This is a genomic window from Stutzerimonas sp. S1 (assembly GCF_025966695.1).
Lineage (GTDB): Bacteria > Pseudomonadota > Gammaproteobacteria > Pseudomonadales > Pseudomonadaceae > Stutzerimonas.
The window spans coordinates 750,527-776,967 of record NZ_JAOEIY010000001.1; the positions used below are offsets into that span (position 1 = coordinate 750,527).

22 protein-coding genes are annotated in these 26,441 nt (G+C 65.3%); 12 read left to right on the top strand and 10 right to left on the bottom strand.

Annotated features, from left to right (window positions below):
* Positions 1 to 266: 266 nt before the first annotated feature.
* From N8H22_RS03430 to N8H22_RS03445, 4 genes are all read right to left on the bottom strand, one after another.
* Positions 267 to 1,364, bottom strand: coding sequence for a polyamine ABC transporter substrate-binding protein (locus N8H22_RS03430; RefSeq protein ID WP_264589208.1), 1,098 nt, complete (start codon positions 1,362 to 1,364; stop codon positions 267 to 269).
* Between the two features lie 218 nt (positions 1,365 to 1,582).
* On the bottom strand, positions 1,583 to 2,941 hold the full coding sequence (locus N8H22_RS03435; RefSeq protein ID WP_264589209.1) for an aspartate aminotransferase family protein: 1,359 nt from the start codon (positions 2,939 to 2,941) through the stop codon (positions 1,583 to 1,585).
* Between the two features lie 67 nt (positions 2,942 to 3,008).
* Entirely contained in the window at positions 3,009 to 4,367 is a 1,359-nt protein-coding gene (locus tag N8H22_RS03440) for a glutamine synthetase family protein (protein WP_264589210.1), read from the bottom strand.
* A gap of 37 nt (positions 4,368 to 4,404) precedes the next feature.
* Positions 4,405 to 5,151 (bottom strand): gamma-glutamyl-gamma-aminobutyrate hydrolase family protein, encoded by a 747-nt coding sequence (locus tag N8H22_RS03445; protein ID WP_264589211.1) that lies wholly within the window; start codon positions 5,149 to 5,151, stop codon positions 4,405 to 4,407.
* A gap of 251 nt (positions 5,152 to 5,402) precedes the next feature.
* Here N8H22_RS03445 and N8H22_RS03450 point away from each other — a divergent pair, with 251 nt between their 5' ends.
* The 4 genes from N8H22_RS03450 to N8H22_RS03465 all read left to right on the top strand — a co-directional run bounded on the left by N8H22_RS03450 (position 5,403) and on the right by N8H22_RS03465 (position 9,480).
* Positions 5,403 to 6,779: a glutamine synthetase family protein gene (locus N8H22_RS03450; protein ID WP_264589212.1), complete on the top strand. Its 1,377-nt coding sequence runs from the start codon at positions 5,403 to 5,405 to the stop codon at positions 6,777 to 6,779.
* Between the two features lie 126 nt (positions 6,780 to 6,905).
* Positions 6,906 to 7,787 carry an N-carbamoylputrescine amidase gene (gene aguB / locus N8H22_RS03455; protein WP_264589213.1) on the top strand — a complete coding sequence of 294 codons (882 nt, stop codon included), beginning with the start codon at positions 6,906 to 6,908 and terminating at the stop codon, positions 7,785 to 7,787.
* A gap of 93 nt (positions 7,788 to 7,880) precedes the next feature.
* The gene (gene aguA / locus N8H22_RS03460) at positions 7,881 to 8,981 is read left to right on the top strand and encodes an agmatine deiminase (protein WP_264589214.1); all 1,101 of its coding nucleotides are present in this window, start codon (positions 7,881 to 7,883) and stop codon (positions 8,979 to 8,981) included.
* Positions 8,982 to 9,039: 58 nt separating this feature from the next.
* Positions 9,040 to 9,480, top strand: a complete 441-nt coding sequence (locus N8H22_RS03465; protein WP_264589215.1) for a VOC family protein — start codon at positions 9,040 to 9,042, stop codon at positions 9,478 to 9,480.
* 12 nt (positions 9,481 to 9,492) lie between these two features.
* Here the strand turns inward: N8H22_RS03465 and N8H22_RS03470 are convergent, their stop codons facing one another.
* On the bottom strand, positions 9,493 to 10,491 hold the full coding sequence (locus N8H22_RS03470) for a sensor domain-containing diguanylate cyclase (RefSeq protein WP_264589216.1): 999 nt from the start codon (positions 10,489 to 10,491) through the stop codon (positions 9,493 to 9,495).
* A 131-nt stretch (positions 10,492 to 10,622) separates the two neighbouring features.
* Positions 10,623 to 11,816 (bottom strand): delta-9 fatty acid desaturase DesA, encoded by a 1,194-nt coding sequence (desA, locus tag N8H22_RS03475; RefSeq protein WP_264589217.1) that lies wholly within the window; start codon positions 11,814 to 11,816, stop codon positions 10,623 to 10,625.
* A 376-nt stretch (positions 11,817 to 12,192) separates the two neighbouring features.
* Here desA and N8H22_RS03480 point away from each other — a divergent pair, with 376 nt between their 5' ends.
* The 5 genes from N8H22_RS03480 to N8H22_RS03500 are packed head-to-tail and all read left to right on the top strand — an operon-like array spanning position 12,193 to position 20,084.
* Positions 12,193 to 15,147 carry a PAS domain S-box protein gene (locus N8H22_RS03480; RefSeq protein ID WP_264589339.1) on the top strand — a complete coding sequence of 985 codons (2,955 nt, stop codon included), beginning with the start codon at positions 12,193 to 12,195 and terminating at the stop codon, positions 15,145 to 15,147.
* Between the two features lie 49 nt (positions 15,148 to 15,196).
* A complete protein-coding gene (locus N8H22_RS03485; protein WP_264589218.1) occupies positions 15,197 to 15,583 on the top strand; it encodes a response regulator in 387 nt (128 codons plus the stop codon).
* A gap of 52 nt (positions 15,584 to 15,635) precedes the next feature.
* Entirely contained in the window at positions 15,636 to 18,056 is a 2,421-nt protein-coding gene (locus N8H22_RS03490) for a PAS domain S-box protein (protein ID WP_264589219.1), read from the top strand.
* A complete protein-coding gene (locus N8H22_RS03495) occupies positions 18,053 to 18,439 on the top strand; it encodes a response regulator (RefSeq protein ID WP_264589220.1) in 387 nt (128 codons plus the stop codon). Before N8H22_RS03490 ends, N8H22_RS03495 begins: the two co-directional genes overlap by 4 nt.
* The gene (locus tag N8H22_RS03500; RefSeq protein ID WP_264589221.1) at positions 18,432 to 20,084 is read left to right on the top strand and encodes a diguanylate cyclase; all 1,653 of its coding nucleotides are present in this window, start codon (positions 18,432 to 18,434) and stop codon (positions 20,082 to 20,084) included. Before N8H22_RS03495 ends, N8H22_RS03500 begins: the two co-directional genes overlap by 8 nt.
* A gap of 39 nt (positions 20,085 to 20,123) precedes the next feature.
* Here N8H22_RS03500 and N8H22_RS03505 read toward each other — a convergent pair whose 3' ends face one another.
* Positions 20,124 to 21,617: an aldehyde dehydrogenase gene (locus tag N8H22_RS03505; RefSeq protein ID WP_264589222.1), complete on the bottom strand. Its 1,494-nt coding sequence runs from the start codon at positions 21,615 to 21,617 to the stop codon at positions 20,124 to 20,126.
* 201 nt (positions 21,618 to 21,818) lie between these two features.
* Between N8H22_RS03505 and N8H22_RS03510 the strand changes: the two genes are divergently transcribed.
* The gene (locus N8H22_RS03510; protein ID WP_264589223.1) at positions 21,819 to 23,144 is read left to right on the top strand and encodes an aspartate aminotransferase family protein; all 1,326 of its coding nucleotides are present in this window, start codon (positions 21,819 to 21,821) and stop codon (positions 23,142 to 23,144) included.
* 72 nt (positions 23,145 to 23,216) lie between these two features.
* Here N8H22_RS03510 and rpmG read toward each other — a convergent pair whose 3' ends face one another.
* Both rpmG and rpmB read right to left on the bottom strand, forming a co-directional pair.
* Complete coding sequence (rpmG, locus tag N8H22_RS03515) at positions 23,217 to 23,372, bottom strand: 50S ribosomal protein L33 (protein ID WP_003284185.1); 156 nt, start codon at positions 23,370 to 23,372, stop codon at positions 23,217 to 23,219.
* An 11-nt stretch (positions 23,373 to 23,383) separates the two neighbouring features.
* Positions 23,384 to 23,620 (bottom strand): 50S ribosomal protein L28, encoded by a 237-nt coding sequence (gene rpmB / locus N8H22_RS03520; protein WP_003242523.1) that lies wholly within the window; start codon positions 23,618 to 23,620, stop codon positions 23,384 to 23,386.
* Between the two features lie 410 nt (positions 23,621 to 24,030).
* Here rpmB and N8H22_RS03525 point away from each other — a divergent pair, with 410 nt between their 5' ends.
* Positions 24,031 to 24,816: an IclR family transcriptional regulator gene (locus tag N8H22_RS03525; RefSeq protein WP_264589224.1), complete on the top strand. Its 786-nt coding sequence runs from the start codon at positions 24,031 to 24,033 to the stop codon at positions 24,814 to 24,816.
* A gap of 3 nt (positions 24,817 to 24,819) precedes the next feature.
* On the opposite strand, the gene N8H22_RS03530 is transcribed toward N8H22_RS03525, so the two are convergent.
* Positions 24,820 to 25,398 (bottom strand): TetR/AcrR family transcriptional regulator, encoded by a 579-nt coding sequence (locus tag N8H22_RS03530; RefSeq protein WP_264589225.1) that lies wholly within the window; start codon positions 25,396 to 25,398, stop codon positions 24,820 to 24,822.
* Positions 25,399 to 25,498: 100 nt separating this feature from the next.
* On the opposite strand from N8H22_RS03530, the gene N8H22_RS03535 reads away from it, so the two are divergent.
* The gene (locus N8H22_RS03535; protein WP_264589226.1) at positions 25,499 to 26,392 is read left to right on the top strand and encodes an alpha/beta hydrolase; all 894 of its coding nucleotides are present in this window, start codon (positions 25,499 to 25,501) and stop codon (positions 26,390 to 26,392) included.
* Positions 26,393 to 26,441: the final 49 nt, after the last annotated feature.

Here is a 26,441-nt window from a genome sequence, read left to right on the forward strand (position 1 = left end):
TCCTCTTGTTCCACGCCGCGCGTTACCCCGAGGGGAAAGCCGGGCTGTTTATTGGAAAAACCTCTAAAAATCAACTGGTGACGCAACAAATCCGAGTGTTGCGCGAGGAAAAGGTAGCGCGAGCGGTAGACCAGCTGGCACAACACCGGTTTGCGCGGCTATCCCTCGCCGGGTGTTCCCGATAGCACTGCTGCTGTCGGGACGCTCTACACTTCACAGCGGCACCGCAACGCCGGTCTCATCGACCGGCGTGCGGCGTCCGACGATCAACGCCCGGACTTGATCTTGGTCCAGCTGCGGGTCATCGCGCGCTGGGTCTTCGGATCGAGGTCGGGGAAGGTGTACAGCTTCTTCAGCACGTCCTGGCTCGGGTAGATGCCCGGGTCGGTGCGGATCGCTTCGTCCACCAGCGGAGTGGCGGCGGCGTTGCCATTGGGGAATTGCACGTAGTCGGTGATCGATGCCATGACTTCCGGCTTCATCAGGTAGTTGATGAAGGCATGGGCGCTCTCGACATTCTTCGCGTCGGCGGGGATCGCCAGCATGTCGAAGAAGCTGCCGGCCCCTTCCTTGGGAATCTTGTAGCCGACGTTCACGCCGTTCTTGGCTTCCTCTGCGCGGGCCTTGGCCTGGTAGATGTCGCCCGAGTAACCGATGGCCACGCAGCTCTCGCCATTGGCCAGGTCGGAGATGTACTTGGAGGAATGGAAGTAGGCCACGTGCGGACGGATCTGCATGAACAGCTCCTCGGCCTTCTTCAACTCGTCAGCCTTGCCGCTGTCCGGCGCATAGCCCAGGTAATGCAGGGCGGCCGGAAGAATTTCGGTCGGCGAGTCGAGGAAGGACACACCGCAGGACTTCAGCTTCTCGATGTTCTCCGGCTTGAACACCAGGTCCCAGGAGTCCACCGGCGCGTTGTCGCCCAGCACGGCCTTGACCTTGTCGACGTTGTAGCCGATGCCGATGGTGCCCCACATGTAGGGGATCGAGTACTGGTTACCCGGATCGCTCGGCTCCAGCGCCTTGAGCAGGTCCTTATCGAGGTTTTCCCAGTTCGACAGCTTGGACTTGTCCAGCTTCTGGAACACGCCGGCCTTGATCTGCTTGGCCAGGAACGGGTTGGACGGCACCACCACGTCATAACCCGAGCTACCGGCCAGCAGCTTGGCTTCCAGCACCTCGTTGCTGTCGAAGACGTCGTAGACCACCTTGATGCCGGTTTCCTTGGTGAAGTTCTCCAGGGTGTCCTCGGCGATGTAATCGGACCAGTTGTAGACGTGCAGTACCTTTTCCTGGGCCTGCGCAGCCCCGGCAACGGTGCCGGCGAGCGTCATGGCAAGTAGGGTCTTGGCGAAGGGATTCATCCGTGCAGCTCCTGTTGTCATCGTTTATATCGGGGCAGTGGAACAGGCCATGAACAGTACGGCGGCCTGGCAGTGTGTCGGCATCGACACAACCTCGGTGCGCTCTGGCCACGCGCAGCGCGCAGTCTGGCAAGGTCGGGGGCGCTTTTTCAACAAGCCGAACGCACCGTGGCAGCAATCGCTAACCTTAGCCCAGCCGGCCGCGTCTGCCGCGACGCTCAGCCGAGCACGTCCTTGGCCGTCGCGTCCAGGCACAGGCGCACCTTGCCGATCAGCTCGTCGATTTCGTCCTCGGCGATCACCAGCGGCGGCGAAACGATCATCGTGTCGCCGACTGCGCGCATCACCAGGCCGTTACGGAAGCAGTGCTCGCGGCAGAGCATGCCCACTCCCGGATCGGCGAAGCGCTCACGAGTCTTCTTGTTCTTCACCAGCTCCAGCGCACCGAGCATGCCGACACCGCGGGCCTCACCCACCAAGGGATGCTCGGCCAGCTCCTGCCAGCGAGATTGCAAATAGGGTGCCGTCTTCGTCTTCACCCGCTCGACGATCTTCTCCTCGCGCAGGATGCGGATGTTCTCCAGCGCCACCGCGGCAGCCACCGGATGCCCCGAGTAGGTGAAGCCGTGGTAGAACTCGCCACCCTCGTTGAGCGTGTGCACCACTTCGTCGCGCACCACCACGCCGCCCATGGGGATGTAGCCGGAGGTCAGCCCCTTGGCGATCGGCATCAGGTCCGGCGCCAGGCCGTAGTAGTCGCTGCCGAACCACTCGCCGGTGCGGCCGAAACCACAGATCACCTCGTCGGCGACGAACAGGATGTCGTAGCGTGCGAGGATCCCCTTGATTCGCGGCCAGTAGCTGTCCGGCGGAATGATCACGCCGCCAGCGCCCTGGATCGGCTCGGCGATGAAGGCCGCCACCTTGTCCTCACCGATTTCGAGAATCTTCTGTTCCAGCTGGTCGGCCACCCGCACGCCGAACTCCTCCGGCGAGAGCTCACCACCCTCGCCGTACCAGTAAGGCTGGTCGATGTGTTCGATGCCGGGAATGGGGAAGTCGCCCTGGCCGTGCATGGCCTTCATGCCGCCCAGGCTGGCGCCGGCCACGGTCGAGCCGTGGTAGCCGTTCCAGCGGCCGATGACCACCTTCTTCGACGGCTGGCCCTTGATCGCCCAATAATGGCGCACCATGCGCAGCACGGTGTCGTTCGCCTCCGAGCCGGAGCCGGTGAAGAACACGTGGTTCATGCCGGCCGGAGCGATTTCGGCGATCGCCTTGGCCAGCGCCAACGCCGGCGGGTGCGCGGTCTGGAAGAACAGGTTGTAGTACGGCAGTTCGCGCATCTGCTGCGCCGCCGCCTCCACCAGTTCCTCGCGACCGTAGCCGACGTTGACGCACCACAGCCCGGCCATGGCATCGAGGATCTTGTGCCCCTCGCTGTCCCACAGATAGACGCCGGAGGCCCGGGTGATGATGCGCGTGCCCTTGGCGTTCAGCGCCTTGTAGTCGGTGAACGGCGGCAGGTGATGATCCCGGCCCAGGGCCTGCCAGTGCAGGGTTTGCGAATCGCTCATCGGTCACCTCTTCGGCTGTATGTGGGTTGTCGGCGGATGAACGGAGCCTCATCCACCTGCGGCTGCCTTACACCGACAGCATCAGGAACTCCCGTTCCCAGGAGCTGATCACCCGGTTGTAGTTCTCCTGCTCGGCGCGCTTGACCGCGACGTAGCCGGTGATGAACTTCGGACTCAGGTACTTGCGCAGCTCGCGGCAGTTCTCCATGCGCTCCAGCGCCGTTTCCAGCGTCAGCGGCAGCCGCAGGTTGCGCCGCTCGTAACCACGTCCGCGTACCGGCGGGCTCGGCGGTAGCTCTTCGACCATACCGATGTAGCCGCACAGCAGGCTGGCGGCGATGGCCAGATAGGGGTTGGCGTCGGCGCCGGGCAGGCGGTTCTCCACCCGGCGGTTCTGTGGGTCGGAATCCGGCACGCGCAGCCCCACGGTGCGGTTCTCCTCGCCCCACTCGACGTTGACCGGCGCCGAGGTGTCGGGCAGGAAGCGGCGGAACGAGTTGACGTTGGGTGCGAACAGCGGCAGCAGCTCGGGGATGTATTTCTGCAGGCCGCCGACGTGGTGCAGGAACAGCGAGCTCATCGAGCCGTCCGGGTTGGAGAAGATATTGCGCCCGGTTTCCAGGTCCACCACGCTCTGGTGCAGGTGCATCGCGCTGCCCGGCTCGCCGGTCATCGGCTTGGCCATGAAGGTGGCGGCGACGTTGTGCTTGAGCGCGGCCTCGCGCATGGTGCGCTTGAACACCAGGATCTGGTCGGCCAGGTGCAGCGCCTCGCCATGACGGAAGTTGATTTCCATCTGCGCAGTGCCTTCCTCGTGGATCAGGGTATCCAGATCCAGGCCCTGGGCCTCGCACCAGTCGTACATGTCCTCGAACAGCGGATCGAATTCGTTGGCCGCGTCGATGGAGAACGACTGACGGCCGGTCTCCTGGCGGCCGGAACGACCAACCGGCGGCTGGAACGGCAGGTCCGGGTCCTCGCAGCGCTTGGTCAGGTAGAACTCCATCTCCGGCGCGACGATCGGCTGCCAGCCGCGGTCGGCGTACATCTTCAGCACGCGCTTGAGGATATTGCGCGGCGACAGTTCGATGGGGTTGCCCATCTTGTCGTAGGTGTCGTGAATCACCTGGGCGGTGGGCTCGATGGCCCAGGGCACGAGGAATACCGCGTTCGGATCGGGCCGACAGAACATGTCGATATCCGCCGGATCGAGCAGCTCGTAGTAGACCTCGTCCTCGACGTAATCGCCGGTGACGGTCTGCAGCAGCACGCTCTCGGGCAGGCGCATGCCCTTCTCATCGAGGAACTTGTTGGTCGGTGAAATCTTGCCGCGGGCGATGCCCGTCAGATCGCTGATCAGGCATTCCACTTCAGTGATCTTGCGTTCTTTCAGCCAGCCGGTGAGCTGGTCGAGCTTGGTAGCCATGATGACCTCAGGTTGCTGGTATGAGCGCTGCGTCCGATCAGCGCTGTCTCGCGCGCTCCTGGCAGGCTTCGGCGAAGCCGTGGAACAGCGCCAGGTAATGCGGGTGTTCATGCACCTTCCATTCCGGATGCCACTGCACGCCGAGGGCGAAGGTGCGGGCCTCGACCACGGAGAACGCCTCGATCAGCCCGTCCGGCGCCAATGCCTCGATGCGCAGGCCGTGGCCCAGGCGCTCGACGCCCTGCCCGTGTACCGAGTTGACGCGAACCAATGCGGGCAGGCCGAGACTTTCCAGCAGCCCGCCAGGCTGTACGTGGAGGTCATGGCTGAGGCCGTACTGCAGCTCCAGCGGCGCCTCGGGGTCCTCGCGATGATCCTGATACGGCGCCACCTCATGCACTTTCTGGTGCAGGCTGCCGCCGAAGGCCACGTTCATTTCCTGAAAGCCGCGGCAGATGCCGAATACCGGAATTCCGGCATGCACCGCGGCACGGATCAGCGGCAGGGTCAGGCGGTCGCGCGAGGGGTCATGGTGGGTGCCGACCGCGCTCGCCGGGCCGCCATAATGAAACGGCTCGACGTTCGACGGCGAACCGGTGAACAGCAGGCCGTCCAGGCTCTCTAATAACGTGCTCTGGTCGATCAGCTCGTCCAGCGCCGGGATGACCAGCGGCACGCCGGCGATTGCCGCGGCACGCAGGTATTTATCGCCGGCGATGTGGAAGCTGTGCTGGCCGATCTGGCGGGTGCAGGCGGAAACGCCAATCAATGGCTTGCGCGGCATGGAATACTCGTCTTCCGGTTCAAGGCTTACCGGAGAGTAGTCTTGTTCATTTTTATAGACAATAGCCGAACAAAGGCGCGCTCGACGTGCATTTCGTCCAGCGACCGGCGACGACAAAAATGCCCCGCAAATGCCCACAATGGGCCTTCATGGGGCGTCCGGCGTCGCTATTGACAGGCGTCAGGCTTTCCGATTGACTCCTAGACAAGCAGTCTGATGATTGAAATTTTTAACAATTAAGGTGCTTCATCATGCTTCCCCCGCCGCGTGCCGTTCAGCTCAACGAAGCGAACGCGTTTCTCAAGGAACACCCGGAGGTCCTCTACATCGACCTCCTCATTGCCGACATGAACGGGGTGGTGCGCGGCAAGCGGATCGAACGCGCCAGCCTGCACAAGGTGTACGAGAAAGGCATCAACCTCCCCGCCTCGCTGTTCGCCCTCGACATCAACGGCATCACCGTGGAGAGCTCCGGTCTGGGCATGGATATCGGTGATTCGGACCGCACCTGCTTCCCGATTCCCAACACGCTCAGCCGCGAACCCTGGCAGCGCCGCCCCACCGCACAGCTGCTGATGACCATGCACGAGCGCGACGGCACGCCGTTTTTCGCCGACCCACGGGAAGTGCTGCGCCAAGTGGTGAGCAAGTTCGACGCGATGGGCCTGACCATCTGCGCCGCCTTCGAGCTGGAGTTCTACCTGATCGACCAGGAGAACGTGAACGGCCGGCCGCAGCCGCCGCGCTCGCCGATTTCCGGCAAGCGCCCGCAGTCGACCCAGGTTTACCTGATCGACGATCTCGACGAATACGTCGACTGTCTGCAGGACATCCTCGAGGGGGCCAAGGAGCAGGGCATCCCGGCCGACGCCATCGTCAAGGAAAGTGCCCCGGCGCAGTTCGAGGTCAACCTGCATCACGTCGCCGACCCGATCAAGGCCTGCGACTACGCGGTGCTGCTCAAGCGGCTGATCAAGAACATCGCCTACGATCACGAGATGGACACCACCTTCATGGCCAAGCCCTATCCGGGCCAGGCCGGCAACGGACTGCACGTGCATATCTCGCTGCTCGACAAGGACGGCAACAATATCTTCGCCACCGATAACCCGCTGGAAAGCCAGGCCCTGCGTCACGCCATCGGCGGCGTGCAGGAGACCATGGCGGCATCGATGGCCTTCCTCTGCCCCAACGTCAACTCCTACCGCCGCTTCGGTGCCCAGTTCTACGTGCCCAACGCGCCCTGCTGGGGCATGGACAACCGCACCGTGGCGCTGCGCGTACCGACCGACAGCCCGGATGCCGTGCGCATCGAGCACCGTGTCGCCGGCGCCGACGCCAACCCCTACCTGCTGCTGGCGGCGGTACTGGCGGGCATCCACCACGGCCTGACCAACCGCATCGAGCCGGATGCACCGATCGAGGGCAATTCCTACGAGCAGGTCGAGCAGAGCCTGCCGACCAACCTGCGCGATGCCCTGCGCCAGCTGGACGACAGCGAGATCATGGCGCGCTACATCAGCCCGGACTACATCGACATCTTCGTCGCCTGCAAGGAAAGCGAGCTGGCCGAGTTCGAGCATTCGATCTCCGACCTCGAGTACAACTGGTACCTGCACACGGTCTGATCCGCTGACCGCCGCCCAGCACGCTGCCGGCGGCGTAGCGGCGCGCGCGGCCCTGCCTGGCGCCGAACAATCTCGCCTAGAATCACTCCATTCCTGACCGACCCTTCATTTTCCGCGAGGTCCCTCATGTCCCGTACCGTCACCGTCGCCGCCACCCAGATGGCCTGTTCCTGGGATCGCCAGGCGAACATCGCCAATGCCGAGCGGCTGGTGCGCGATGCTGCCGCCAAGGGCGCACAGATCATCCTCATCCAGGAACTGTTCGAGACCCCCTATTTCTGCCAGAAGCCCAACCCCGAATACCTGCAGCTGGCCACCTCGGTCGAGGACAATCCGGCGATCCGGCATTTCCAGAAAGTCGCCGCCGAGCTCAAGGTGGTACTGCCGATCAGCTTCTTCGAACTGGCCGGGCGCGCGCGCTTCAACTCCATCGCCATCATCGACGCCGACGGCACGCTGCTCGGCGTCTACCGCAAGAGCCACATCCCGGATGGCCCCGGCTACCACGAGAAGTACTACTTCAACCCCGGCGACAGCGGCTTCAAGGTCTGGCAGACCCGCTATGCGCGCATCGGCGTGGCGATCTGCTGGGACCAGTGGTTCCCCGAGACCGCCCGCAGCATGGCGCTGATGGGCGCCGAACTGCTGTTCTACCCGACCGCCATCGGCAGCGAACCGCACGACCCGAACATCACCTCGCGCGACCACTGGCAGCGCGTGCAGCAGGGCCATGCCGGCGCCAACCTGATGCCGCTGATCGCCAGCAACCGCATCGGCCGCGAAGAGCAGGACGGCTACGACATCACCTTCTACGGCTCGTCGTTCATCGCCGACCAGTTCGGTGCCAAGGTCGAGGAAATGGACGAAACCAGCGAGGGCGTGCTGGTGCACCAGTTCGATCTCGATCAGCTGGAGCACATCCGCAGCGCCTGGGGCGTGTTCCGCGACCGCCGGCCGAACCTCTATGGCCCGATCCGCACCCTCGACGGCCAGACGCCGTCTGAATGAACGTAGGGTGGAAAACGGCCAACGGCCTTTTCCACCGGTTGCACCCTCGGTGGAAAACGCTGCGCGGTTTTCCACCCTACGAGAGATACCGCGATGACCACCCTCACCTCCACGCCCCACCAAGACGGCTTCCACATGCCCGCCGAATGGGCACCACACAGCCAGACCTGGATGGTCTGGCCAGAGCGCCCGGACAACTGGCGCAACGAGGCCGGCCCGGCGCAGGCCGCCTTCACCGCCGTGGCCAAGGCCATCGCGCGTTTCGAGCCGGTGACTGTGTGCGCCTCGGCCGCGCAATACCTGGCCGCCCGCGAGCAACTCGACGATCCGCGCATCCGCGTGGTGGAAATCAGCAACGACGACGCCTGGGTGCGCGACACCGGGCCGACCTTCGTCATCGACGGCAAGGGCGGCCTGCGCGGCGTCGACTGGAGCTTCAACGCCTGGGGCGGCGAGGATGGCGGGCTGTATGCTGACTGGCAGCGCGATGACGAGGTGGCACGCAAGATCCTCGAGATCGAGCGCTGCGACCGTTACCGCACTGAAGGTTTCGTGCTCGAAGGCGGCTCGATCCACGTCGATGGCGAAGGCACGCTGATCACCACCGAGGAATGCCTGCTCAACCGCAACCGCAACCCGCAGCTGACGCGCGAGGAGATCGAGGCAGTGCTCGCCGAGCACCTGGCCATCGACAGGGTGATCTGGCTGCCGTGGGGCCTGTACAACGACGAGACCGACGGCCACGTCGATAACTTCTGCTGCTTCGTGCGGCCCGGCGAGGTATTGCTGGCCTGGACCGACGATGTCAACGACCCCAACTTCGAGCGCTGCCAGCAGGCGCTGCGCTGCCTCGACCAGGCGCGCGATGCCCGTGGCCGTGCGCTCAAGGTGCACAAGATGCCGATTCCCGGCCCGCTGTATGCGACCGAGGAAGAATGCGCTGGCGTGCAGCCGGCGGAAGGCAGCCAGACACGTGCCGCAACGATCCGGCTGGCCGGCAGCTACGTGAACTTCCTCATCGTCAACGGCGGCATCGTCGCGCCCAGCTTCGACGACCCGCACGACAGCGAAGCCGAAGCCATCCTGCGTCGACTGTTCCCCGAGCGCGAAGTGGTGATGGTGCCGGGCCGGGAAATCCTGCTGGGTGGCGGCAATATCCACTGCATCACCCAACAGCAACCGCTGCCGCGCTAAAGGCGTCACGGGCACAATCCGGGCGCCGACCCGAAAGAGCGCGTCAGAAGGAGGCCGAATGGACTTCCTGATCAATCTCGATGTAGACGATCTGGAGCAGGCCGTCGACTTCTACGGTTCGGTGTTCGGCCTGCGGGTCGGGCGCCGCCTTGCCGGTTTCGCCGTCGAGATGCTCGGCGGTCCCGCCCCGCTCTATCTGCTGCACAAGCCGGCCGGCACGCCCATCTCACCGGCGGGCAGTCAGCGGCGCCATTACCAGCGACACTGGACGCCGGTCCATCTGGATTTCGTCGTGGAGGACATCGAGTTCGCCGTGGACAAGGCGCTGCTGCATGGCGCACGCCTCGAACAGCCGATCACCACTCAGGTCTGGGGCAAGCTGGCGTTGATGGCCGACCCCTTCGGTCACGGTTTCTGCCTGGTGCAGTTCCTTGGCCGGGGTTATGACGAACTGGCGACCCAGACTGCCGAGGCGGTCGAGCCGGGGCGGTGCCATTGATCGCTGGCCGCCTCAGCCAACGATCACCTGGTTCTTGCCCAGTCGCTTGGCCTGGTACATCGCGGCATCCGCGCGGGCGAACACCGACGTCAGCTCGCTATCCTCGGCCTTCAGATAGGTCAGGCCGAAACTGGCGGTGACGCTGAAGCGTTGCCCGTTGGGCAGGCTGAACGACAGACGCTGGATCTCGCGCTGCAGACGTTCGGCGATTTGCTCGGCCAGATCCGGCTGGCAGCCCGGCAGCACTGCCGCGAATTCCTCGCCGCCGATGCGGCCGAAGACGTCACCACGCCGCAGCACCGAAGCACCGCACTGGGCGACGCGCTGCAGAACCTGGTCGCCGGTCTGATGGCCGTGCGTGTCATTGATCCGCTTGAAGTCATCGATGTCCAGCAGCAGGAACGCCAGCGGCGCGGCGAACTGCTGGGCGTGCTCGAATTCGCGCTGGGCGCAGTCGAAGAAGTGCCGACGGTTGCTGCTCTGGGTCAGCACATCGGTGGTGGCCAGACGCTGCAGTTCGCCTTCGAGTTGCTTCTTCTCGGTGATGTCCTCGGCGATGCCGACGATGATCGGCCCCTGGCCGTTCTCGGCGCGCCGGCCGAGGAAGCACTTGTCGCTCAGCCAGCGCAGCTGGCCGTCACCCCGGATGATGCGGTACTCGCGGGTTTCCACGGCGCCCTCGTCGAGCACCTCGAGCATGCTTTTCTGCGCGTACTCCAGATCGTCCGGATAGATGCTGTTGCGCCACTCGGCGTAGTCGGCGAGCAGCAGCGCCGCCGAACGACCGAAGATCGACTCGTAGGCAGGGCTCACGTAGACCATCCGCTGTGCCTGCCAGTCGAAGGCCCAGAGCACCGCGTTGACGCCACCGAGCAGGGTATTGAAAAGTTGATCGCGCTCGCTCAGCCGCGCGACCTCGCCCCGCGCATGCATCAGCGCCAACAGCGTCTGCGCATCCACTCCCGGCAGCATCCCCATCCCCGTTTCACTTCGCTTGCTCGCCAACTGCATGACCGTCTTCCTGAGCACGCCATGGCGACATCTGCGCGACGGCCCTGCATGGATTAAGAATGCTGATCAGAGAGTTGGCGGCGAGCAAAGTTCCAAGGGCGGTACCAACGGTCGCATGCGCCGATCAAAGGTCAGGCCAGCGCCGCAGCCGGGCGCAACGAATAGGTCTTCAGCTGCTCGGCGAACTCGCGTAACGACTGGATGCCGCTCTGCTCGGCGTCGTGTACCCACTGCTTGATCGCCGCCAGCATGTCGTGGCCGTTGCTGCTGGTCTTGCTCCAGATCTGCTGCAGCGCCAGGCGCTTCTCGTAGATCACCCTGAGCGCCTGGCTCTGCTCCAGCACCAGCTGGATGCGCGCCTGCTGCTCGTCCTGCAGCAGACTCGGCTCGCGCGCGAGCAGACGTCTGGCTCGGCGGAACTGCCGGTGCAGCGAGACGTCGACGCGGCTCAGCTCCTGGCGCACCAGCGGCACGATCACCAGCTTGCGGTACTGCGCCATGATCTGGAACCGGTTGTTGAGGATCGCCATGGCGCTGTCCATGTCCAGCTGCTGCTTGCCCTCGACCCGATGGGCGATCGGCGCGGTGCGGTTGACCTTGGCCAGGCCGCACAGGCTGAACAGACGAATCCACGCCCAGCCCATGTCGAACTCCCACTTGCGCACCGACAGCTTGGCCGAGTTGGGATAGGTGTGATGGTTGTTGTGCAGCTCCTCGCCACCGATGAGGATGCCCCAGGGCACGAGGTTGGTCGCCGCATCGCGGCATTCGAAGTTGCGATAGCCGACGGCGTGGCCGAGGCCGTTGACCACGCCGGCGGCCCAGAATGGGATCCAGATCATCTGCACCGCCCAGACGCTCAGGCCGAGAACGCCGAACAACGCCAGGTCGAGCAGCAGCATCAACCCAATGCCGGCGTTGGGAAAACGTGAGTAGAGCTTGCGCTCGATCCAGTCGTCCGGGCAGTTCTTGCCGTAGATGCGCAGGGTCTCGGCGTTCTTCGCCTCGGCCATGTAGAGCTCGGCGCCCTTGCCCAGCACGGTAGCCAACCCCTTGTGCCGAGGGCTGTGCGGGTCGTCAGGGGTTTCGCACTTGGCGTGGTGCTTGCGATGGATGGCCGTCCACTCACGGGTGTTCATCGCCGTGGTCAGCCACAGCCAGAAGCGGAAGAAGTGCTTGAGCGCCGGATGCAGCTCCAGCGCGCGGTGCGCCGAATAGCGGTGCAGGTAGACGGTGACGCTGACGATGGTGACATGGGTCAGCAGGAGAACGGTCGCGACCAGCTGCCAGATCGACAGCTGCAGAAAGCCGGTATGCCAGGTCATGCGGGTGCCTCGCGGTGCAATGAAGACCACAGGCCCGCTCGCGGACCTGAAAGGCATTATCGCCCCCGACACCCTGAAAGCCAGCGCACCGAGGACCGGCCGTCGCCTGATGGCTGATTTTTATCCAGCCTTGCGCTGTGATTCGCCATGCCGTACCTGCCGGAGCAGCCAACCACTGCGACAAGCATCACAGATGGTCTACAATTCGCGCCGCGTGATATCACCAAGCCATCATTCATTCTTTCCTGGAAGAACCGCCAGCGATGCAGCGCATGCCTGACCATATCTTCCCGTGCCGCTCCGCTTCGCCGTCGCCTACCAGGCCCGCCGCGATTCGTTCGCAGCAGCCCGCGCGGCGCTGGACCAGCCCGTGCGGATGACCCCCCTGCGTCTGCCGACGCCACGGCGGATCTTCGGCCTCGGCAGCCTGCTGCTCGCCGTGCTGTTCGGCGCACTGGCACTCAACGACTATCTCGGTCGGGTCGCAGTCTGGCAGCTGGAGATTGCCAACCAGGGCCAGCTGCAGAGTCTCGCGCTGCAAAGTGCCCAACGCGGCCAGGAGCGCCAGGCGCAGATGCTCGCCGCCGCGCTGGGCAGCGATCCACGGCTGCTCGCCAGCATGCGTCAGATTGATCGCGAACTGCGCGCCGGCACACCGTGGGACGCGGCGACACTGACCCGGCTGCGGCAACAGCTGAGCGATACGCTGCAACCCGCCTGGCAGGCCATGCAGGCGCAACAGGGGCTGCAACTACAGCTGTTCTGGAGCGAAGCCGGCATCGGCGTGCTGCACATGCAGCAGCCCGACGCTTTCGGCGAGGCCCAGGCGGCCCGGCAGCCGCTGCTCGCGGCGGCATTGCGCGAAGGGCGGCCGCAGGCCGGGCTGGTCATCGATCAGCATGGTGCCAGCAGTCGTAGCATCGTGCCGCTGCGCTCCGGTGACGACGCCACCGGCGCAGTCATCGGCGCGCTGGAAGTCGGCTTCGGCAGTCTGCCCAAGCTGGACCAGCTAAGCGCACAACTGGGCGCCGGGCTGGCGCTGATCATCGACCGCAAGGCGCTGCCGGCCAGCACATCCGCACCGATCGGCGTGCAGCTGGGTCACGACAGCGACTGGCTGCTCACCGGGCACTCGGCCACGCAGATCCTGCACTGGGCGCAGATGAACCAGCTGCCGACGCCGGCCAACGACACGGCGCAAGGTTTGCTGCAGGCGGACGGTCGGACCTTTCTGGTCAACCAGATTCCGCTGCACGATGCCCGCGAACAGCAGCAGGGTACGCCGCTGGCCGCCGCCCTGGCCTGGCGCGACATCAGTCCGCTGGTGCGCGAGCACGCCAACGTCGACCAGCGCCTGCTATTGAAGTGGGGCATCGCCTGGCTGATCGCCGAGCTCCTGCTGTGGCTGTTGGTCTACCTGCTGCAGCGCCGGCTGATCGTGCAGCGCCAGCACCAGTTGAGCCGCCAGCAACATGCACGTAGCCATCAGCGCATGCTCGAACGCGCGCAGAAGATCGCCAGCCTGCTGCCGGGCATGGTCTTTCAGCTCAAGCGCTACGCCGACGGCCGCCACGCCTTCCTCTATGTCAGCGAGGGTGCCCGGGCGCTGTATGGACAGAGCCCGGAGAACCTGATCGGCGATCCCCAGCTGGCCACGGCCGGTGTGCATCCGGACGACCTGCCGCGCCTGCGTAGCACGCTCACCCGGGCGATTCGCGAGGGCAAGGCGGCCACCGAATTCCGCCTCGAGCATCCGCAACGCGGCACGCTCTGGATCGAGGGCCGCGCCAGCGCCGAGAGCCTGGCCGATGGCGCCGTGCTCTGGCACGGCTTCGCCACCGAGATCACCGAACTCATGGCCGCCACTCGGGCGCTGCAACAGAGCGAGAGCCGCTACCGCGGCATGGTCGGCAACCTGCCTGGCGCGGTGTATCGCTGCCGCAACGACGCCGAACGCCGCATGAGCTACCTGAGCGACGGCATCGAGCGACTCACCGGCTATCCAGCCAGCGACTTCATCGACAATCGCCTGCGCAGCTACCTCAGCCTGGTTCATCCGGATGACCTGCCGCGCGCGCGGCGCCCGGATGGCGCGGAGGTTTTCGAGCTCACCTACCGCATCCGCGACGCGCAGGGCCGCGGCCTCTGGCTACGCGAGCGCGGCCGCATGGTGCACGAGCAGGACGGCGCCGCCCAGTGGTGCGAGGGCTTCATCTGGGACGTCACCGCTCATATGCGCGCCGAGCAGGACATGCAGGAACGCGAGCGCTACCTGAGCATGCTGATCGACAATGTGATCGACGCGATCATCATCATCGACGAACGCGGCATCATCGAAACCTTCAACCACGCCGCCGAGCAGATCTTCGGCTACCGCGGCGAGGAGATCATCGGCCACAACCTTTCGCAGCTGATGCCCGAGCCGGATCGCTCCGCACATGACGGCTATCTCGCCCACTACGTGCGCAGCGGCCATTCCCGCGCCCTTGAGCAGAACCGCGAACTGGTGGCCCAGCGCCGCAATGGCGAGACCTTCACCATCGAACTGCGCGTCTCGCAGATCATGCACCACGGTGAACGCAAGTTCATCGGCCTGGTCCGCGACATCACCGAGCGCAAGCGCATCGAACGAATGAAAAGCGAGCTGGTGTCGATCGTCAGCCACGAGCTGCGCACCCCGCTGACCTCCATCGCCGGCGCGCTCGGACTGATTACCGGCGGCGCCCTCGGTGGCGCGCCGGCGCCCATGCAGCAGATGCTCGCCATCGCCCACCAGAACAGCCTGCGCCTGGGCCGGTTGATCGATGATCTGCTGGACATGGACAAGCTGGTCGCCGGCAAGATGGCCTTCGACATGCGCATCCAGCACCTGCGTCCGCTGCTGGAGCAGGCCATCAGCAGCAACCAGGGCTACGCCGACCAGCAGCAGGTGCGCTTCGTCCTGCAGGCGGCGGCGGACCCGCTGGTGGAAGTGGACGACAGCCGGTTGCAGCAGGTGCTGGCCAATCTGTTGGTCAACGCGATCAAATTCTCCCCGGTGGGCGGGATCGTCGAGCTTGCCAGCGAGCAGCGCGGCGATTGGGTGCGGGTCAGCGTGCGCGATCAGGGTCCCGGCGTACCGGAAGAATTCCGCTCGCGGATCTTCGAGAAGTTCTCCCAGGCCGACTCGTCCGACACCCGGCAGAAGGGCGGCACCGGACTCGGCCTGGCCATCAGCAAGGAGCTGACCGAACACATGCGCGGCCGCCTCGGCTTCGATTCCGTTCCCGGCCAAGGTGCCTGCTTCTGGTTCGAACTGCCCATCGCCGCGTCGGTCACGGCACCTTCGTGAGCGGCAACGGCCTAACCCTGATCCCTACCGCACAATCGGAGAACAGTGCATGAGCGAACTGCGACGTATCCTGCACGTCGAGGACGATCCGTCGATTCAGGCCGTTACCAAGCTGGCCCTCGAAGCGGTCGGCGGGTATCAAGTGTTATCGTGCACGTCGGGCGCCGAGGCTCTGGAGAAGGTCGAAGCCTTCGCGCCCGATTTCGTTCTGCTGGACGTGATGATGCCGGGCATGGACGGTCCCGAGACCCTGATCCGCCTGCGCGAGCGCATCGACCTGGCGCAGGTACCAGTCGCCTTCATGACCGCCAAAGTGCAGCCACGCGAGGTCGAGCAGTTGCTCAGCCTCGGGGCCCGCGACGTCATCATCAAGCCGTTCGATCCGATGCGGCTGGCCGAACAGATTCGCAGCATCTGGGCCGCTGGCCGATACTAAGAGGACTCGCCGCATTACCCGCGAGCCGTTCCAAGCAACCATGCAGGCTTTCATGCAGTCATCGCAACCGAGCCCGGCGCCCGCGCCGGCCCCTTCCGCACCTCGCGAACTGTCGCGCCTGGCGGCGCTGCTGCGCTACGAGATCCTCGATACGCCCGAGGAAGTGGAATTCGATGACTTCACCGCCCTCGCCGCGCGCTTCTGCGACACTCCCATCGCGCTGATCTCGCTGGTCGACGATCGCCGCCAGTGGTTCAAGAGCCGCGTGGGCCTGAGCGTCAGCGAAACTCCGCGCGACATCTCCTTCTGCGCGCACACCATCGCCGGCAGCGGCATCTTCGAAGTCTCCGACGCGCAGCAGGATCCGCGCTTCTGCGACAACCCGCTGGTCACCGGCGAACCGCATATCCGCTTCTATGCCGGCGCGCCGCTGAGCACTCCGGACGGCTATCGCCTGGGCACGCTCTGCGTCATCGACCGCGAGCCGCGCCAGCTCAGCGACGAGCAGCGCGACACACTGGAGCGCCTGAGCCGGCAGGTCATGCGCCTGTTCGAGGAGCGCCTGCTGGCGCACCGACACGCTGAACAGGCCGCGCTGCAACAGGCGATTCTCGACAGCACGACCACGGCGGTGCTGGTCACCGACCGCGAAGGCCAGATCGTCAGCCTCAATCCCACCGCCGAACGGCTGCTCGGCTTCGCCCCGCAGGAGTTGCTCGGCCAGCCACTGACCACCGCGTTATTCGATAAGCGCGCCTTGCAGCAGCATGCCGCCGCCCTCGAAGCCGAACTGGGCGGGCCACTGGAGTCCGACTTCGCGGTGCTCACCACGCCCCTGCGCAACTGTCGCCGGGAAATGTCGCGCTGGCACCTGCGCCACCGCAACGGCGGCGAGGTGCCGGTACTGATCAACGTCGCGCCGATCCGCGACGAGCGCGAGGCACTGCGCGGCTACCTGGTCAGCGCCTACGACTTGGCATACCAGGAACAGCTGCGCCTGCGCCTGCAGCAGATCGCCGCGCAGGTTCCGGGCATGCTCTTCCAGTTCCAGTGGCGGCCCGCGGCACCGGGGCGCTTCTTCTACGTCAGCGAGGGCGTCGAGCAGATTTACGCGCTCACCCCGGCCCAGCTGACCACCAGCATCGCGCCGATCTTCGCGCGGGTGCATGCCGACGACCGCCGGCGCATGCTGGAAAGCATTCGCCAAGCCGCGGCCAGCCTGAGTACCTGGCACATCGAGCACCGCGTCGATCACCCGCACAAGGGGCTGATCTGGGTCGAAGCCCGCGCCACACCGCTGAGTCAACCGGACGGTTCGGTGCTCTGGCACGGCCTGGTCACCGACATCACCGAACGCAAGGCCGAGCAACTCGAGCTGGACAAGCAGCAGGAGATGAACCGCCGCCTGCTCGAGGCGCTGTCCGAGGCCGTCATCGCCTGCGATGCCGCCGGCAATCTGACCCTGTTCAACGAAAAAGCCAAGCAGTGGCACCATGCCGATGTCCTGCCGATTTCGCCGGCGCAGTGGAGCGAGCGCTACAAGCTGTGCCTGGCCGATGGCGTGACGCCGATACCGGCCGAGCGGATTCCGCTGATGCGGGCACTGCACGGCGAGCACATCAGCAACGAGGAGATGGTGCTCAATGCCAGCGGCACCGCACGCCACGTGCTGGTCAACGCCGACCCGCTGTTCACCTCCGACGGCAAGCCGATGGGCGCGGTGGCGGTGCTGCACGACATCACCGAGCGCAAGCGCATCGAGCGGCTGCAGCGCGAGTTCATCTCCACCGTCAGCCACGAACTGCGCACGCCACTGACCTCCATCACCGGCTCGCTGGCGCTGATCGGCTCCAACGTCATGGGCGCCGTTCCGGGCGAGATGCGCGAACTGCTGGATATCGCCTACCAGAACAGCCAGCGACTCGGCGCGCTGATCGACGATCTACTCGACATGGACAAATTGGCTGCCGGCAAGATGCGTTTCGATCTGCAGTCGCAGCCGCTGCACCCGTTGCTGCAGCAAGCTCTGCGCAGCAACCAGAGTTATGCCGAGCATCATGGCGTGCGCTATCGGCTGAGCCACAGCGAGCCCGTGCGGGTTCGCGTCGATGGCATGCGCCTGCATCAGGTGCTGAGCAACCTGTTGTCCAACGCGGCGAAGTTTTCCCCGCCTGGGGAAACCATCGACCTGCGTGCCGATCTGCGTGACGATCGGGTACGTGTCAGCGTCCGAGACCGAGGGCCGGGAATCGCCGAGAACTTCCGCGAGCGGGTGTTCCAGAAGTTCGCCCAGGCCGACTCCTCCGACAGCCGTCAGCAGGGTGGCACCGGCCTGGGCCTGGCAATCAGCAAGGAGCTGATCGAACGCATGGGCGGGCGCATCGGCTTCGACTCCGTGCCCGGCCAAGGCGCCTGCTTCTGGTTCGAACTGCCTTGCGAGCGGCTCAACGCCGTCGATGGAAACGACCGATGAAACAGCTCAAGCGCATTCTGCATGTCGAGGACGTACCGTCGATCCAGGTGATCACCCGCATCGCCCTGGAGAAACTCGGCGGCTTCGAGGTGCTCAGCTGCCCCACCGGCCAGGCCGCGCTGGAGCAGGTCGAGGCTTTCGCCCCGCAGCTGATCCTGCTTGACGTCATGCTGCCGCAGATGGATGGCATCGAACTGTTGCGCCAGCTCGCCGAGCGCATCGACCTGAGCGAGGTGCCGGTGGTGTTCCTCACCGGCAACCTGCAACTGGACAACCGTGACGAACTGCAGCGGCTGGGCATGCGGGCGGTGCTGGGGAAACCCTTCGACCCGCTGCAACTGGCGAACCAGCTGCGCGAAATCTGGGAGGGCCGGGATGTCTGAGCATTCGCTCACCGAGCTGCAGCGCCAGCTGCAGCTGCAGAACGAGCAATTTGCCGAACGCCTGCGCAGCGAGCTGCCGGTGCTCGCCGAGCTGGCCAGCGAACTGCAGCAGACCCGCGCGCCCGAGTCGCGGCGCCTGCTGGTGGTGAAGATCCGCGAGCGGTTGCACAAGCTGGCCGGGGCTGCCGGCACCTTCGGCTTCGCCCGCCTCGGCGAGCGCGCCCGCGTGCTCGAACAGCGTGCCAGTCGCTGGCTCGACAGCAGCAAGCCCAGCGTCCAGGCCGTCGCCGCCTTTGCCCGCGCCACGCGCCAGTTCGCCAGCGCGGTACCGCTCGACGAACACACCGGAACCAGCCAGGAACCTCACGAACTGCCGGACGAACTGCAACCGGGCTGCCGCATCTACCTGCTCGGCAGCGATGCCAAGGCCGGCGCAAGCGTGACGCAGACCTTGCGCAACTTCGGCTACGAGGCGCTGCTCTATGCCGACTTCAGCGCCCTGCAAGAGGCCATCGCGCAGCAGTTGCCCGATGCGCTGATCGTCGGCGTGCAACACGACGACGAACTTGCACCGATCGCCGCCCTGCAACAGCAGCTGGACACCCCGCTGCCGCTGCTGGTGATCCATGATCGCTTCGATTTCTCCAGCCAGCTCGCCGCCGTGCGCGCCGGCGCCCAGGGCTTCTTCTGCCGGCCGCTGGACATCACCCAACTGGAAAACAGCTTGGAGCGCTGCCTCAACCGGCAACAGGGCGAACCGTACCGGGTGATGATCGTCGACGACGATGCCAGGCTGGCCGAACGCTACGGTCTGGTGCTACGCAACTCGCAGATGCAGGTGCAAACCCTGTCCGAACCGCAGCGCGCGCTGGACATGATGCATGCCTTCAACCCCGAGGTGCTGGTACTGGACGTGGACATGCCCGGCTGCAGCGGTCCGGAGCTGGCGCAGATGATCCGCCTGCATGACGAGTGGCTACGCGTGACGATCATCTACCTGTCCGCCGAGACCGACATCAACCGGCAGATGGCCGCCCTGCTCAAGGCCGGCGACGACTTCATCACCAAACCGATCAGCGACAGCGAGCTGATCGCCTCGGTGTATTCCCATGCCCAGCGCGCCCGATCGCTGAGCACCGCGCTCTCGCGTGACAGCCTGACCGGGCTGCTCAAGCACGCCGACATCAAGGACCAGCTGGCGCTCGAAGTACAGCGCGCCAGCCGCAGCAGCAAGCCGACCAGTGTGGTGATGCTCGACCTCGACCACTTCAAGCAGGTCAACGACCGCTACGGCCACGCCGCCGGTGACAACGTGATTCGCGCCCTCGCCAACCTGCTGCGCCAGCGCCTGCGGCGGATCGACAGCCTGGGCCGCTATGGCGGCGAGGAGTTCGTCGCGGTGCTGCCCGAGTGTTCGGCCGAGGAAGCCCGGCGCATCTTCGACGAGATCCGCGAGCGCTTCGCCGCCCTGAGCTTCAACGGCTTCAACGCCAGCGATGCGCGCACCTTCAGCGTGTCGTTCAGTGCCGGTATCAGCGAAACGGACGGCAAGACGGCGCCCGGCGCGCTGCTCGATCATGCCGACCAGGCGCTCTACGTTGCCAAGCACCACGGCCGCAACCGGGTACACCTGTACGTCGAATGAACCGGGCAGGCGCCACGCTGGCGCCAGCGTGGCTGTCCGTCAGAGCTTGATCCAGGTCGCCTTCAGCTCGGTGTACTTGTCGAAGGCATGCAGCGACTTGTCGCGGCCGTTGCCGGACTGCTTGAAGCCGCCGAACGGTGCGGTCATGTCGCCGCCGTCATACTGGTTGACCCATACGCTGCCGGCCCGCAGCGCCCGGGCGGTGCGGTGCGCCTTGGACAAGTCGGCAGTCCACACGGCAGCAGCCAGGCCGTAGGGCGTGTCGTTGGCGATGGCCACCGCTTCCTCGGCGCTGTCGAAGGTGATCACCGACAGCACCGGGCCGAAGATCTCCTCCTGGGCGATCTTCATCGCGTTGCTGACGCCGTCGAAGATGGTCGGCTCGACGTACAGCCCGCCGGTTTCCTCGAGCGTACGCTGACCGCCGATCAGCACCTGCGCCCCCGCCGCGCGGCCGGCCTCGATGTAGCCGAGCACGGTGTTGAGCTGCTGGGTGTCCACCAGCGCGCCGACATTGGTCGCCGGATCCAGCGGGTTGCCAGGCTTCCAGGCCTTGAGCGCCTCGACCACCAGCGGCAGGAAGCGCTCCTTGATCGAACGCTCCACCAGCAGCCGCGAGCCGGCGGTGCACACCTCGCCCTGGTTGAAGGCGATGGCGCCGGCCGCGGCCTGGGCCGCCGCCTGCAGGTCGGGCGCATCGGCGAAGACGATGTTCGGACTCTTGCCGCCGGCCTCCAGCCAGACGCGCTTCATGTTCGATTCGCCGGCATAGATCATCAGCTGCTTGGCCACCCGGGTGGAGCCGGTGAAGACCAGGGTATCGACATCCATGTGCAGCGCCAGCGCCTTGCCGACGGTATGGCCATAGCCCGGCAGCACATTCAGCACGCCGGCCGGGATGCCGGCGTCGATCGCCAGCTGGGCGATGCGGATCGCCGTCAGCGGCGACTTCTCGGACGGCTTGAGCACCACCGAGTTGCCGGTGGCCAGCGCCGGACCGAGCTTCCAGCACGCCATCATCAACGGGAAGTTCCACGGCACGATGGCCGCCACCACGCCGACCGGCTCGCGGGTAACCAGGCCGAGCTGGTCATGCGGCGTGGCCGCCACCTCGTCGTAGATCTTGTCGATCGCCTCGCCACTCCAGCGCAGCGCCCGCGCCGCGCCGGGGATGTCGACCGCCAGCGAATCGCCGATCGGCTTGCCCATGTCGAGGGTTTCCAGCAGCGCCAGCTCTTCGCGATTGGCTTCCAGCAGGTCGGCGAAGCGGATCAGCACTGCCTTGCGCTTGGCCGGTGCCAGCCGCGCCCACACCCCCGCCTCGAACGCCGCCCGCGCGCTGGCCACCGCACGCTCGGCATCGGCCTGCTCGCAACTGGCCACTTGCGCCAGCAGCCGCCCGTCGATCGGGCTCAGGCAGTCGAACTGGCCGCCGCCAGCCGCCGCGGTGTATTCGCCCTGGATGAAGGCGCGACCTTCGATGCGCAGGTCACGGGCACGCTGTTGCCAGTCGGCGAGGGTCAGGGTGGTCATGGAGCATCCTCTCGTAGGTCTTCGGCTGCGGGAAAAGGCACCCTAAACCAGCGGCGCAGGGCGTATCAATATTTTTTACGAACGCGGGCTTTTGAGCCTTGTTTTGTTCGTTTTATTAAACATAGACTCGAGTGACGTTGTGCGCGCGGTTCCGCCGCACGCCAGCCAGCCGCCGAACCTGTCGCCCTGCCGGAGCCCATCATGGCCAACGATTTTCATCCGACCGCTTCGCCCGATCACTTCTGGATGCCGTTCACCGCCAACCGCCAGTTCAAGGCCAGCCCGCGTCTGCTGGAGAGTGCCGAGGGCCTGTATTACACGGCCAGCGATGGTCGGCAGATTCTCGACGGCACCGCCGGTCTGTGGTGCTGCAACGCCGGCCACGGTCGCAAGGAGATCAGCGAGGCGGTGAGCCGGCAGATCGCCAAGATGGATTTCGCGCCGACCTTCCAGATGGGCCATCCGCTGCCGTTCGAGCTGGCGGAACAGCTGAGCACCATCACCCCGCCGGGGTTGAGCCGGGTGTTCTTCACCAACTCCGGCTCGGAATCGGTGGATACCGCCCTGAAGGTCGCCCTCGCCTACCAGCGCGCCATCGGCCAGGGCACCCGCACCCGGCTGATCGGTCGCGAGCTGGCCTACCACGGCGTCGGCTTCGGCGGCATCTCGGTCGGCGGCATGCCGAACAACCGCCGCGCCTTCGGTGCGCTGCTGCCGGGTGTCGACCACCTGCCGCACACCCTCGACCTGCAGCGCAACGCTTTCAGTCGCGGCCTGCCGCAGCATGGCGTTGAGCGCGCCGACGAGCTGGAGCGGCTGGTGACGCTGCATGGAGCGGAGAACATCGCCGCGGTGATCGTCGAACCGATGTCCGGCTCGGCTGGGGTGATCCTGCCGCCGGTGGGCTATCTGCAGCGCCTGCGCGAGATCACCGCCAAGCACGGCATCCTGCTGATCTTCGACGAGGTAATCACCGGCTTCGGCCGTGTCGGCAAGGCCTTCGCCGCCGAGCGCTGGGGCGTGACGCCGGACCTCATCACCTGCGCCAAGGGGCTGACCAACGGCTCGGTGCCGATGGGCGCGGTGTTTGTCGCCGATCACCTGTTCGAGGCCTTCATGAGCGGCCCGGAAAGCGCCATCGAGTTCTTCCACGGCTACACCTATTCCGGCCATCCGGTGGCCTGCGCGGCGGCGTTGGCGACCCTGGATATCTACCGCCGCGAGCAGCTGTTCGAGAAGGCCATCGCGCTGGAAAGCTATTGGCAGGACGCGCTGTTCAGCCTCAAGGACCTGCCCAACGTGATCGACATCCGCACTGTCGGTCTGGTGGGCGGCGTGCAGTTCGCGGCGCATGCCGACGGCGTCGGCAAGCGCGGCTACGAGGTGTTCCGCCAGTGCTTCGAGAATGGTCTGATGGTTCGCGCCAGTGGCGACACCATTGCGCTGTCGCCGGCGCTGATCATCGACAAACCGCAGATCGACGCGATGATCGAGCGCTTCGCCGATGGCATCCGCAAGGCCGGTTGAACCCACGTTCAGTCGTTGCCAGAAACGAAAAAACCCGCCGAATGGCGGGTTTTTTCTTCAAGGGCCGATCAATTACTTGATCTTGGCTTCCTTGTAGATCACGTGCTTGCGTACGACCGGATCGAATTTCTTGATTTCGATCTTGTCGGGGGTGGTGCGCTTGTTCTTGTCGGTGGTGTAGAAGTGGCCGGTACCGGCGCTGGACACCAAACGGATCAGGTCACGCATGATTGCTCTCCTTAAACCTTTTCGCCGCGGGCGCGCAGCTCGGCCAGAACGACGTCGATGCCACGCTTATCGATAACGCGCATGCCCTTGGCGGAAACGCGCAGACGCACGAAGCGCTTCTCGGACTCGACCCAGAAGCGGTGATGCTGCAGGTTCGGCAGGAAACGACGACGGGTTTTGTTGTTCGCGTGGGAAATGTTGTTCCCGGTTACCGGACCCTTACCGGTAACTTGACAGACTCTCGACATGCCTCAGCCCTCTAAAACCACATGCCCAACCCGGCATGGGTTGGCCGCTTGAATTCACTTGTCAGTTCGGCGCTCAGCGCCACGTTTCATGGGGGTCTTACCGGTCACGTTGCGAACGAAGATACCGGGCCCCTAGAAAAGAGCGCTGCTTTATATCAGAAACACCCCGGAGCAACAAGCGCGGAATCATTTTTCCGCCCGGCTGCCGCGGGTTTGCGGAGCGCGGCTTAGCGCCAGCGGCGGCCTCGCCGGGCAGCACACCATTCGTCGCGGAATCACCTTCATATATAGAGGTAGCGCTCAGCCCGCGGCCGCCTACCTCACGATGATCGCCAATGGCCGCACTGCCCGGCGTCGGGCGATCTGCTATCGTTCGCCACCGCTGCCCACTAGCCAGAAAGATCGACACCATGAGCGACGACATCGAAGACACCAGCCCCCCCAAGGACCGCAAGTTCGTCGAGGCGCTGGCCCGCGGGCTGGACGTGCTGCGCGCCTTCACCCACGGCTCGGTGGTGATGGGCAACCAGGACATCGCACGCATCACCGGGCTCCCCAAGCCCACGGTGTCGCGCATGACCTACACCCTGACCAAGCTCGGCTACCTCAGCTACTCCCAGCAGCTGGAGAAATACCAGCTCGACTCCGGCGTGCTGGCGCTCGGCTACGCCTACGTCTCCAACCTGCGGGTGCGCCAACTGGCCAAGCCGTACATGGACGAATTCGCCCGCCGCACCAACACCACCGTGGGCCTGACCTGCCGCGACCGGCTGTCGATGATCTACGTGGAAAACTGCCGTCCGGCCGAGGTCACAACCCTGCGCATGGACGCCGGCGTGCGCCTGCCACTGGCCACGACAGCCGCCGGCCGCGCCTTTCTGGCGGCCACCCCGGAGAAGGAACGCGAACACCTGATGGCCGCGCTGGCCACCAAGTACGGCGATGGCTGGGCGCCCATCCAGGCTTCGCTGCAGGCGTCGTTCGAGGAATTCGCCCAGCATGGCTTCTGCCTGTCGTTGGGCGACTGGGATCGCAACGTGATGGCGGCCGGCGTGCCGCTGCATCTGGCCGATGGCAGCATCATGGTGCTGACCTGCGGCGCGCCGTCGTTCCAGCTGACCGAGGAAACGCTGCGCACCTCACTGGCGCACCAGCTGGAAATGCTTGCCCGCGATATCGAAAGCCTCGGCGTCTGACCGTCAGGCACGCACGCTGTCCCAAGCGATCTGCGCCAGCAGATCGCGATATTCGGCCAGCGGCCGCTTGCTGCGTCCGGCCAGCCAGTTGCGCGCCATATCCTGCGCCGGACCGATCACCACAGAGACGAAGCATTCGCCCGGAATGGCTTTGAACGCCCCGGCTTCGCGGTGCCGCCGCAGAATGGCGGCGATGCAAGCGCCATGCGCCTGGTTGAACTCGCGCAAACGCTCGCCCATCTCCCCCGCCTCGACCCGTCCGCGGTTGTGCAGGATGAACCGGGCCCACTCGGGGTTGGCCACCACCCAGTCGATGTAACCAGTGACGAACAGCTTGACGCAGGCCTCGGCCTCCAGCGAGTCGAGCAGGCCGGCTTCGAGCAGCGCGGCGTATTCGCCGATGCCCTCCAGATAGAGCGCAGCGATGATCCGTTCACGATTGCCGAAGTGATGGTAAAGGCTGCCGATACTGGCCCCGGAGCGGTCACGAATCATCTCGATCGTGGTGGCGTCCACGCCGGATTCGGTGAAACAGGCGAGCGCTGCCTGGAGGATTTCCTGCTTGCGGGCACTACGGGCCATGCGGCCTCCATTCATACTAGAATATTTTTCTAGAATTATCTTCTGTCGTTCGTATACTGCACCAAGCGCGGTCAACCAAGCACAGCGGAGAACAACAAAAATGGCGACGATACAGCCTGAAGCCCGTGGGATCGACAACGGCAATGGCCACCTGCTGGCCAGCCACTGGTATCGACCGGCCGGCGATCCGCGCGGTGCCGTGCTGATCGCTCCGGCCATCGGCGTGAAGCAGCGCTTCTACAGCGATTTTGCCGCCTGGCTCGCCGAGCAGGGTTTCCTGGCGGTGACCTTCGACTACCTCGGCATCGGTCAGTCCCGCCGCACGCCCCTGCGCCGGCTCGATGTCGACATCTTCGCCTGGGCCCGCCACGACTGCAGTGCGGTACTCGCGCAAGTCGCCGATGCGGCCGATGGCGCGCCGCTTTACTGGCTCGGCCACAGCCTGGGCGCACAGGTGCTGCCGCTGGTCGAGGGTCATGAGCGGCTGACACGCATCATCACCATCGCTGCCGGCAGCGGCTACTGGCGAGAGAACAGCCCGCAGATTCGCCGCCAGGCCTGGCTGCTCTGGCGCGGCCTGGCCCCAGCGTTGACCGCCGTCGCGGGTTACTTTCCGGGTGAACGCATCGGTGCGGTTGGCGACCTGCCAGCCGGCGTGATTCGTCAATGGCGACGCTGGTGCCTGCATCCCGATTACCTCGTCGGCGCCGAGGGCGAGCCGGTGCAGCGCGCCTTCGCCGCGGTAAAGACGCCGCTGCTGTCGCTGTCCTTCACCGACGACGAGATGATGTCGGCACGCAATACCGAATCGCTGCATGGGTTCTACAGCGCGGCACCGAAAACCATGCGGCGCATCGCGCCTGAGGACGTCGGCGCACCGCGGATCGGCCATTTCGGCTTCTTCCGCCGCAGCTTTCAGCCCAGCCTGTGGGAAGACTGCCTGCTACCAGAGCTGCTCGGCCGACGAGAAAGTCTGATGACTACTCAACAGTAATTTCGCACAGCAGAACATAACCAGCATATTTCGAAACATATACGCAGGT

Coding starts and splice junctions, on each gene's coding strand:
- N8H22_RS03430 (WP_264589208.1), bottom strand. CDS start 1,364: ATGAATCCCTTCGCCAAGACCCTACTTGCCATGACGCTCGCCGGCACC.
- N8H22_RS03435 (WP_264589209.1), bottom strand. CDS start 2,941: ATGAGCGATTCGCAAACCCTGCACTGGCAGGCCCTGGGCCGGGATCAT.
- N8H22_RS03440 (WP_264589210.1), bottom strand. CDS start 4,367: ATGGCTACCAAGCTCGACCAGCTCACCGGCTGGCTGAAAGAACGCAAG.
- N8H22_RS03445 (WP_264589211.1), bottom strand. CDS start 5,151: ATGCCGCGCAAGCCATTGATTGGCGTTTCCGCCTGCACCCGCCAGATC.
- N8H22_RS03450 (WP_264589212.1), top strand. CDS start 5,403: ATGCTTCCCCCGCCGCGTGCCGTTCAGCTCAACGAAGCGAACGCGTTT.
- aguB (WP_264589213.1), top strand. CDS start 6,906: ATGTCCCGTACCGTCACCGTCGCCGCCACCCAGATGGCCTGTTCCTGG.
- aguA (WP_264589214.1), top strand. CDS start 7,881: ATGACCACCCTCACCTCCACGCCCCACCAAGACGGCTTCCACATGCCC.
- N8H22_RS03465 (WP_264589215.1), top strand. CDS start 9,040: ATGGACTTCCTGATCAATCTCGATGTAGACGATCTGGAGCAGGCCGTC.
- N8H22_RS03470 (WP_264589216.1), bottom strand. CDS start 10,491: ATGCAGTTGGCGAGCAAGCGAAGTGAAACGGGGATGGGGATGCTGCCG.
- desA (WP_264589217.1), bottom strand. CDS start 11,816: ATGACCTGGCATACCGGCTTTCTGCAGCTGTCGATCTGGCAGCTGGTC.
- N8H22_RS03480 (WP_264589339.1), top strand. CDS start 12,193: ATGACCCCCCTGCGTCTGCCGACGCCACGGCGGATCTTCGGCCTCGGC.
- N8H22_RS03485 (WP_264589218.1), top strand. CDS start 15,197: ATGAGCGAACTGCGACGTATCCTGCACGTCGAGGACGATCCGTCGATT.
- N8H22_RS03490 (WP_264589219.1), top strand. CDS start 15,636: ATGCAGTCATCGCAACCGAGCCCGGCGCCCGCGCCGGCCCCTTCCGCA.
- N8H22_RS03495 (WP_264589220.1), top strand. CDS start 18,053: ATGAAACAGCTCAAGCGCATTCTGCATGTCGAGGACGTACCGTCGATC.
- N8H22_RS03500 (WP_264589221.1), top strand. CDS start 18,432: ATGTCTGAGCATTCGCTCACCGAGCTGCAGCGCCAGCTGCAGCTGCAG.
- N8H22_RS03505 (WP_264589222.1), bottom strand. CDS start 21,617: ATGACCACCCTGACCCTCGCCGACTGGCAACAGCGTGCCCGTGACCTG.
- N8H22_RS03510 (WP_264589223.1), top strand. CDS start 21,819: ATGGCCAACGATTTTCATCCGACCGCTTCGCCCGATCACTTCTGGATG.
- rpmG (WP_003284185.1), bottom strand. CDS start 23,372: ATGCGTGACCTGATCCGTTTGGTGTCCAGCGCCGGTACCGGCCACTTC.
- rpmB (WP_003242523.1), bottom strand. CDS start 23,620: ATGTCGAGAGTCTGTCAAGTTACCGGTAAGGGTCCGGTAACCGGGAAC.
- N8H22_RS03525 (WP_264589224.1), top strand. CDS start 24,031: ATGAGCGACGACATCGAAGACACCAGCCCCCCCAAGGACCGCAAGTTC.
- N8H22_RS03530 (WP_264589225.1), bottom strand. CDS start 25,398: ATGGCCCGTAGTGCCCGCAAGCAGGAAATCCTCCAGGCAGCGCTCGCC.
- N8H22_RS03535 (WP_264589226.1), top strand. CDS start 25,499: ATGGCGACGATACAGCCTGAAGCCCGTGGGATCGACAACGGCAATGGC.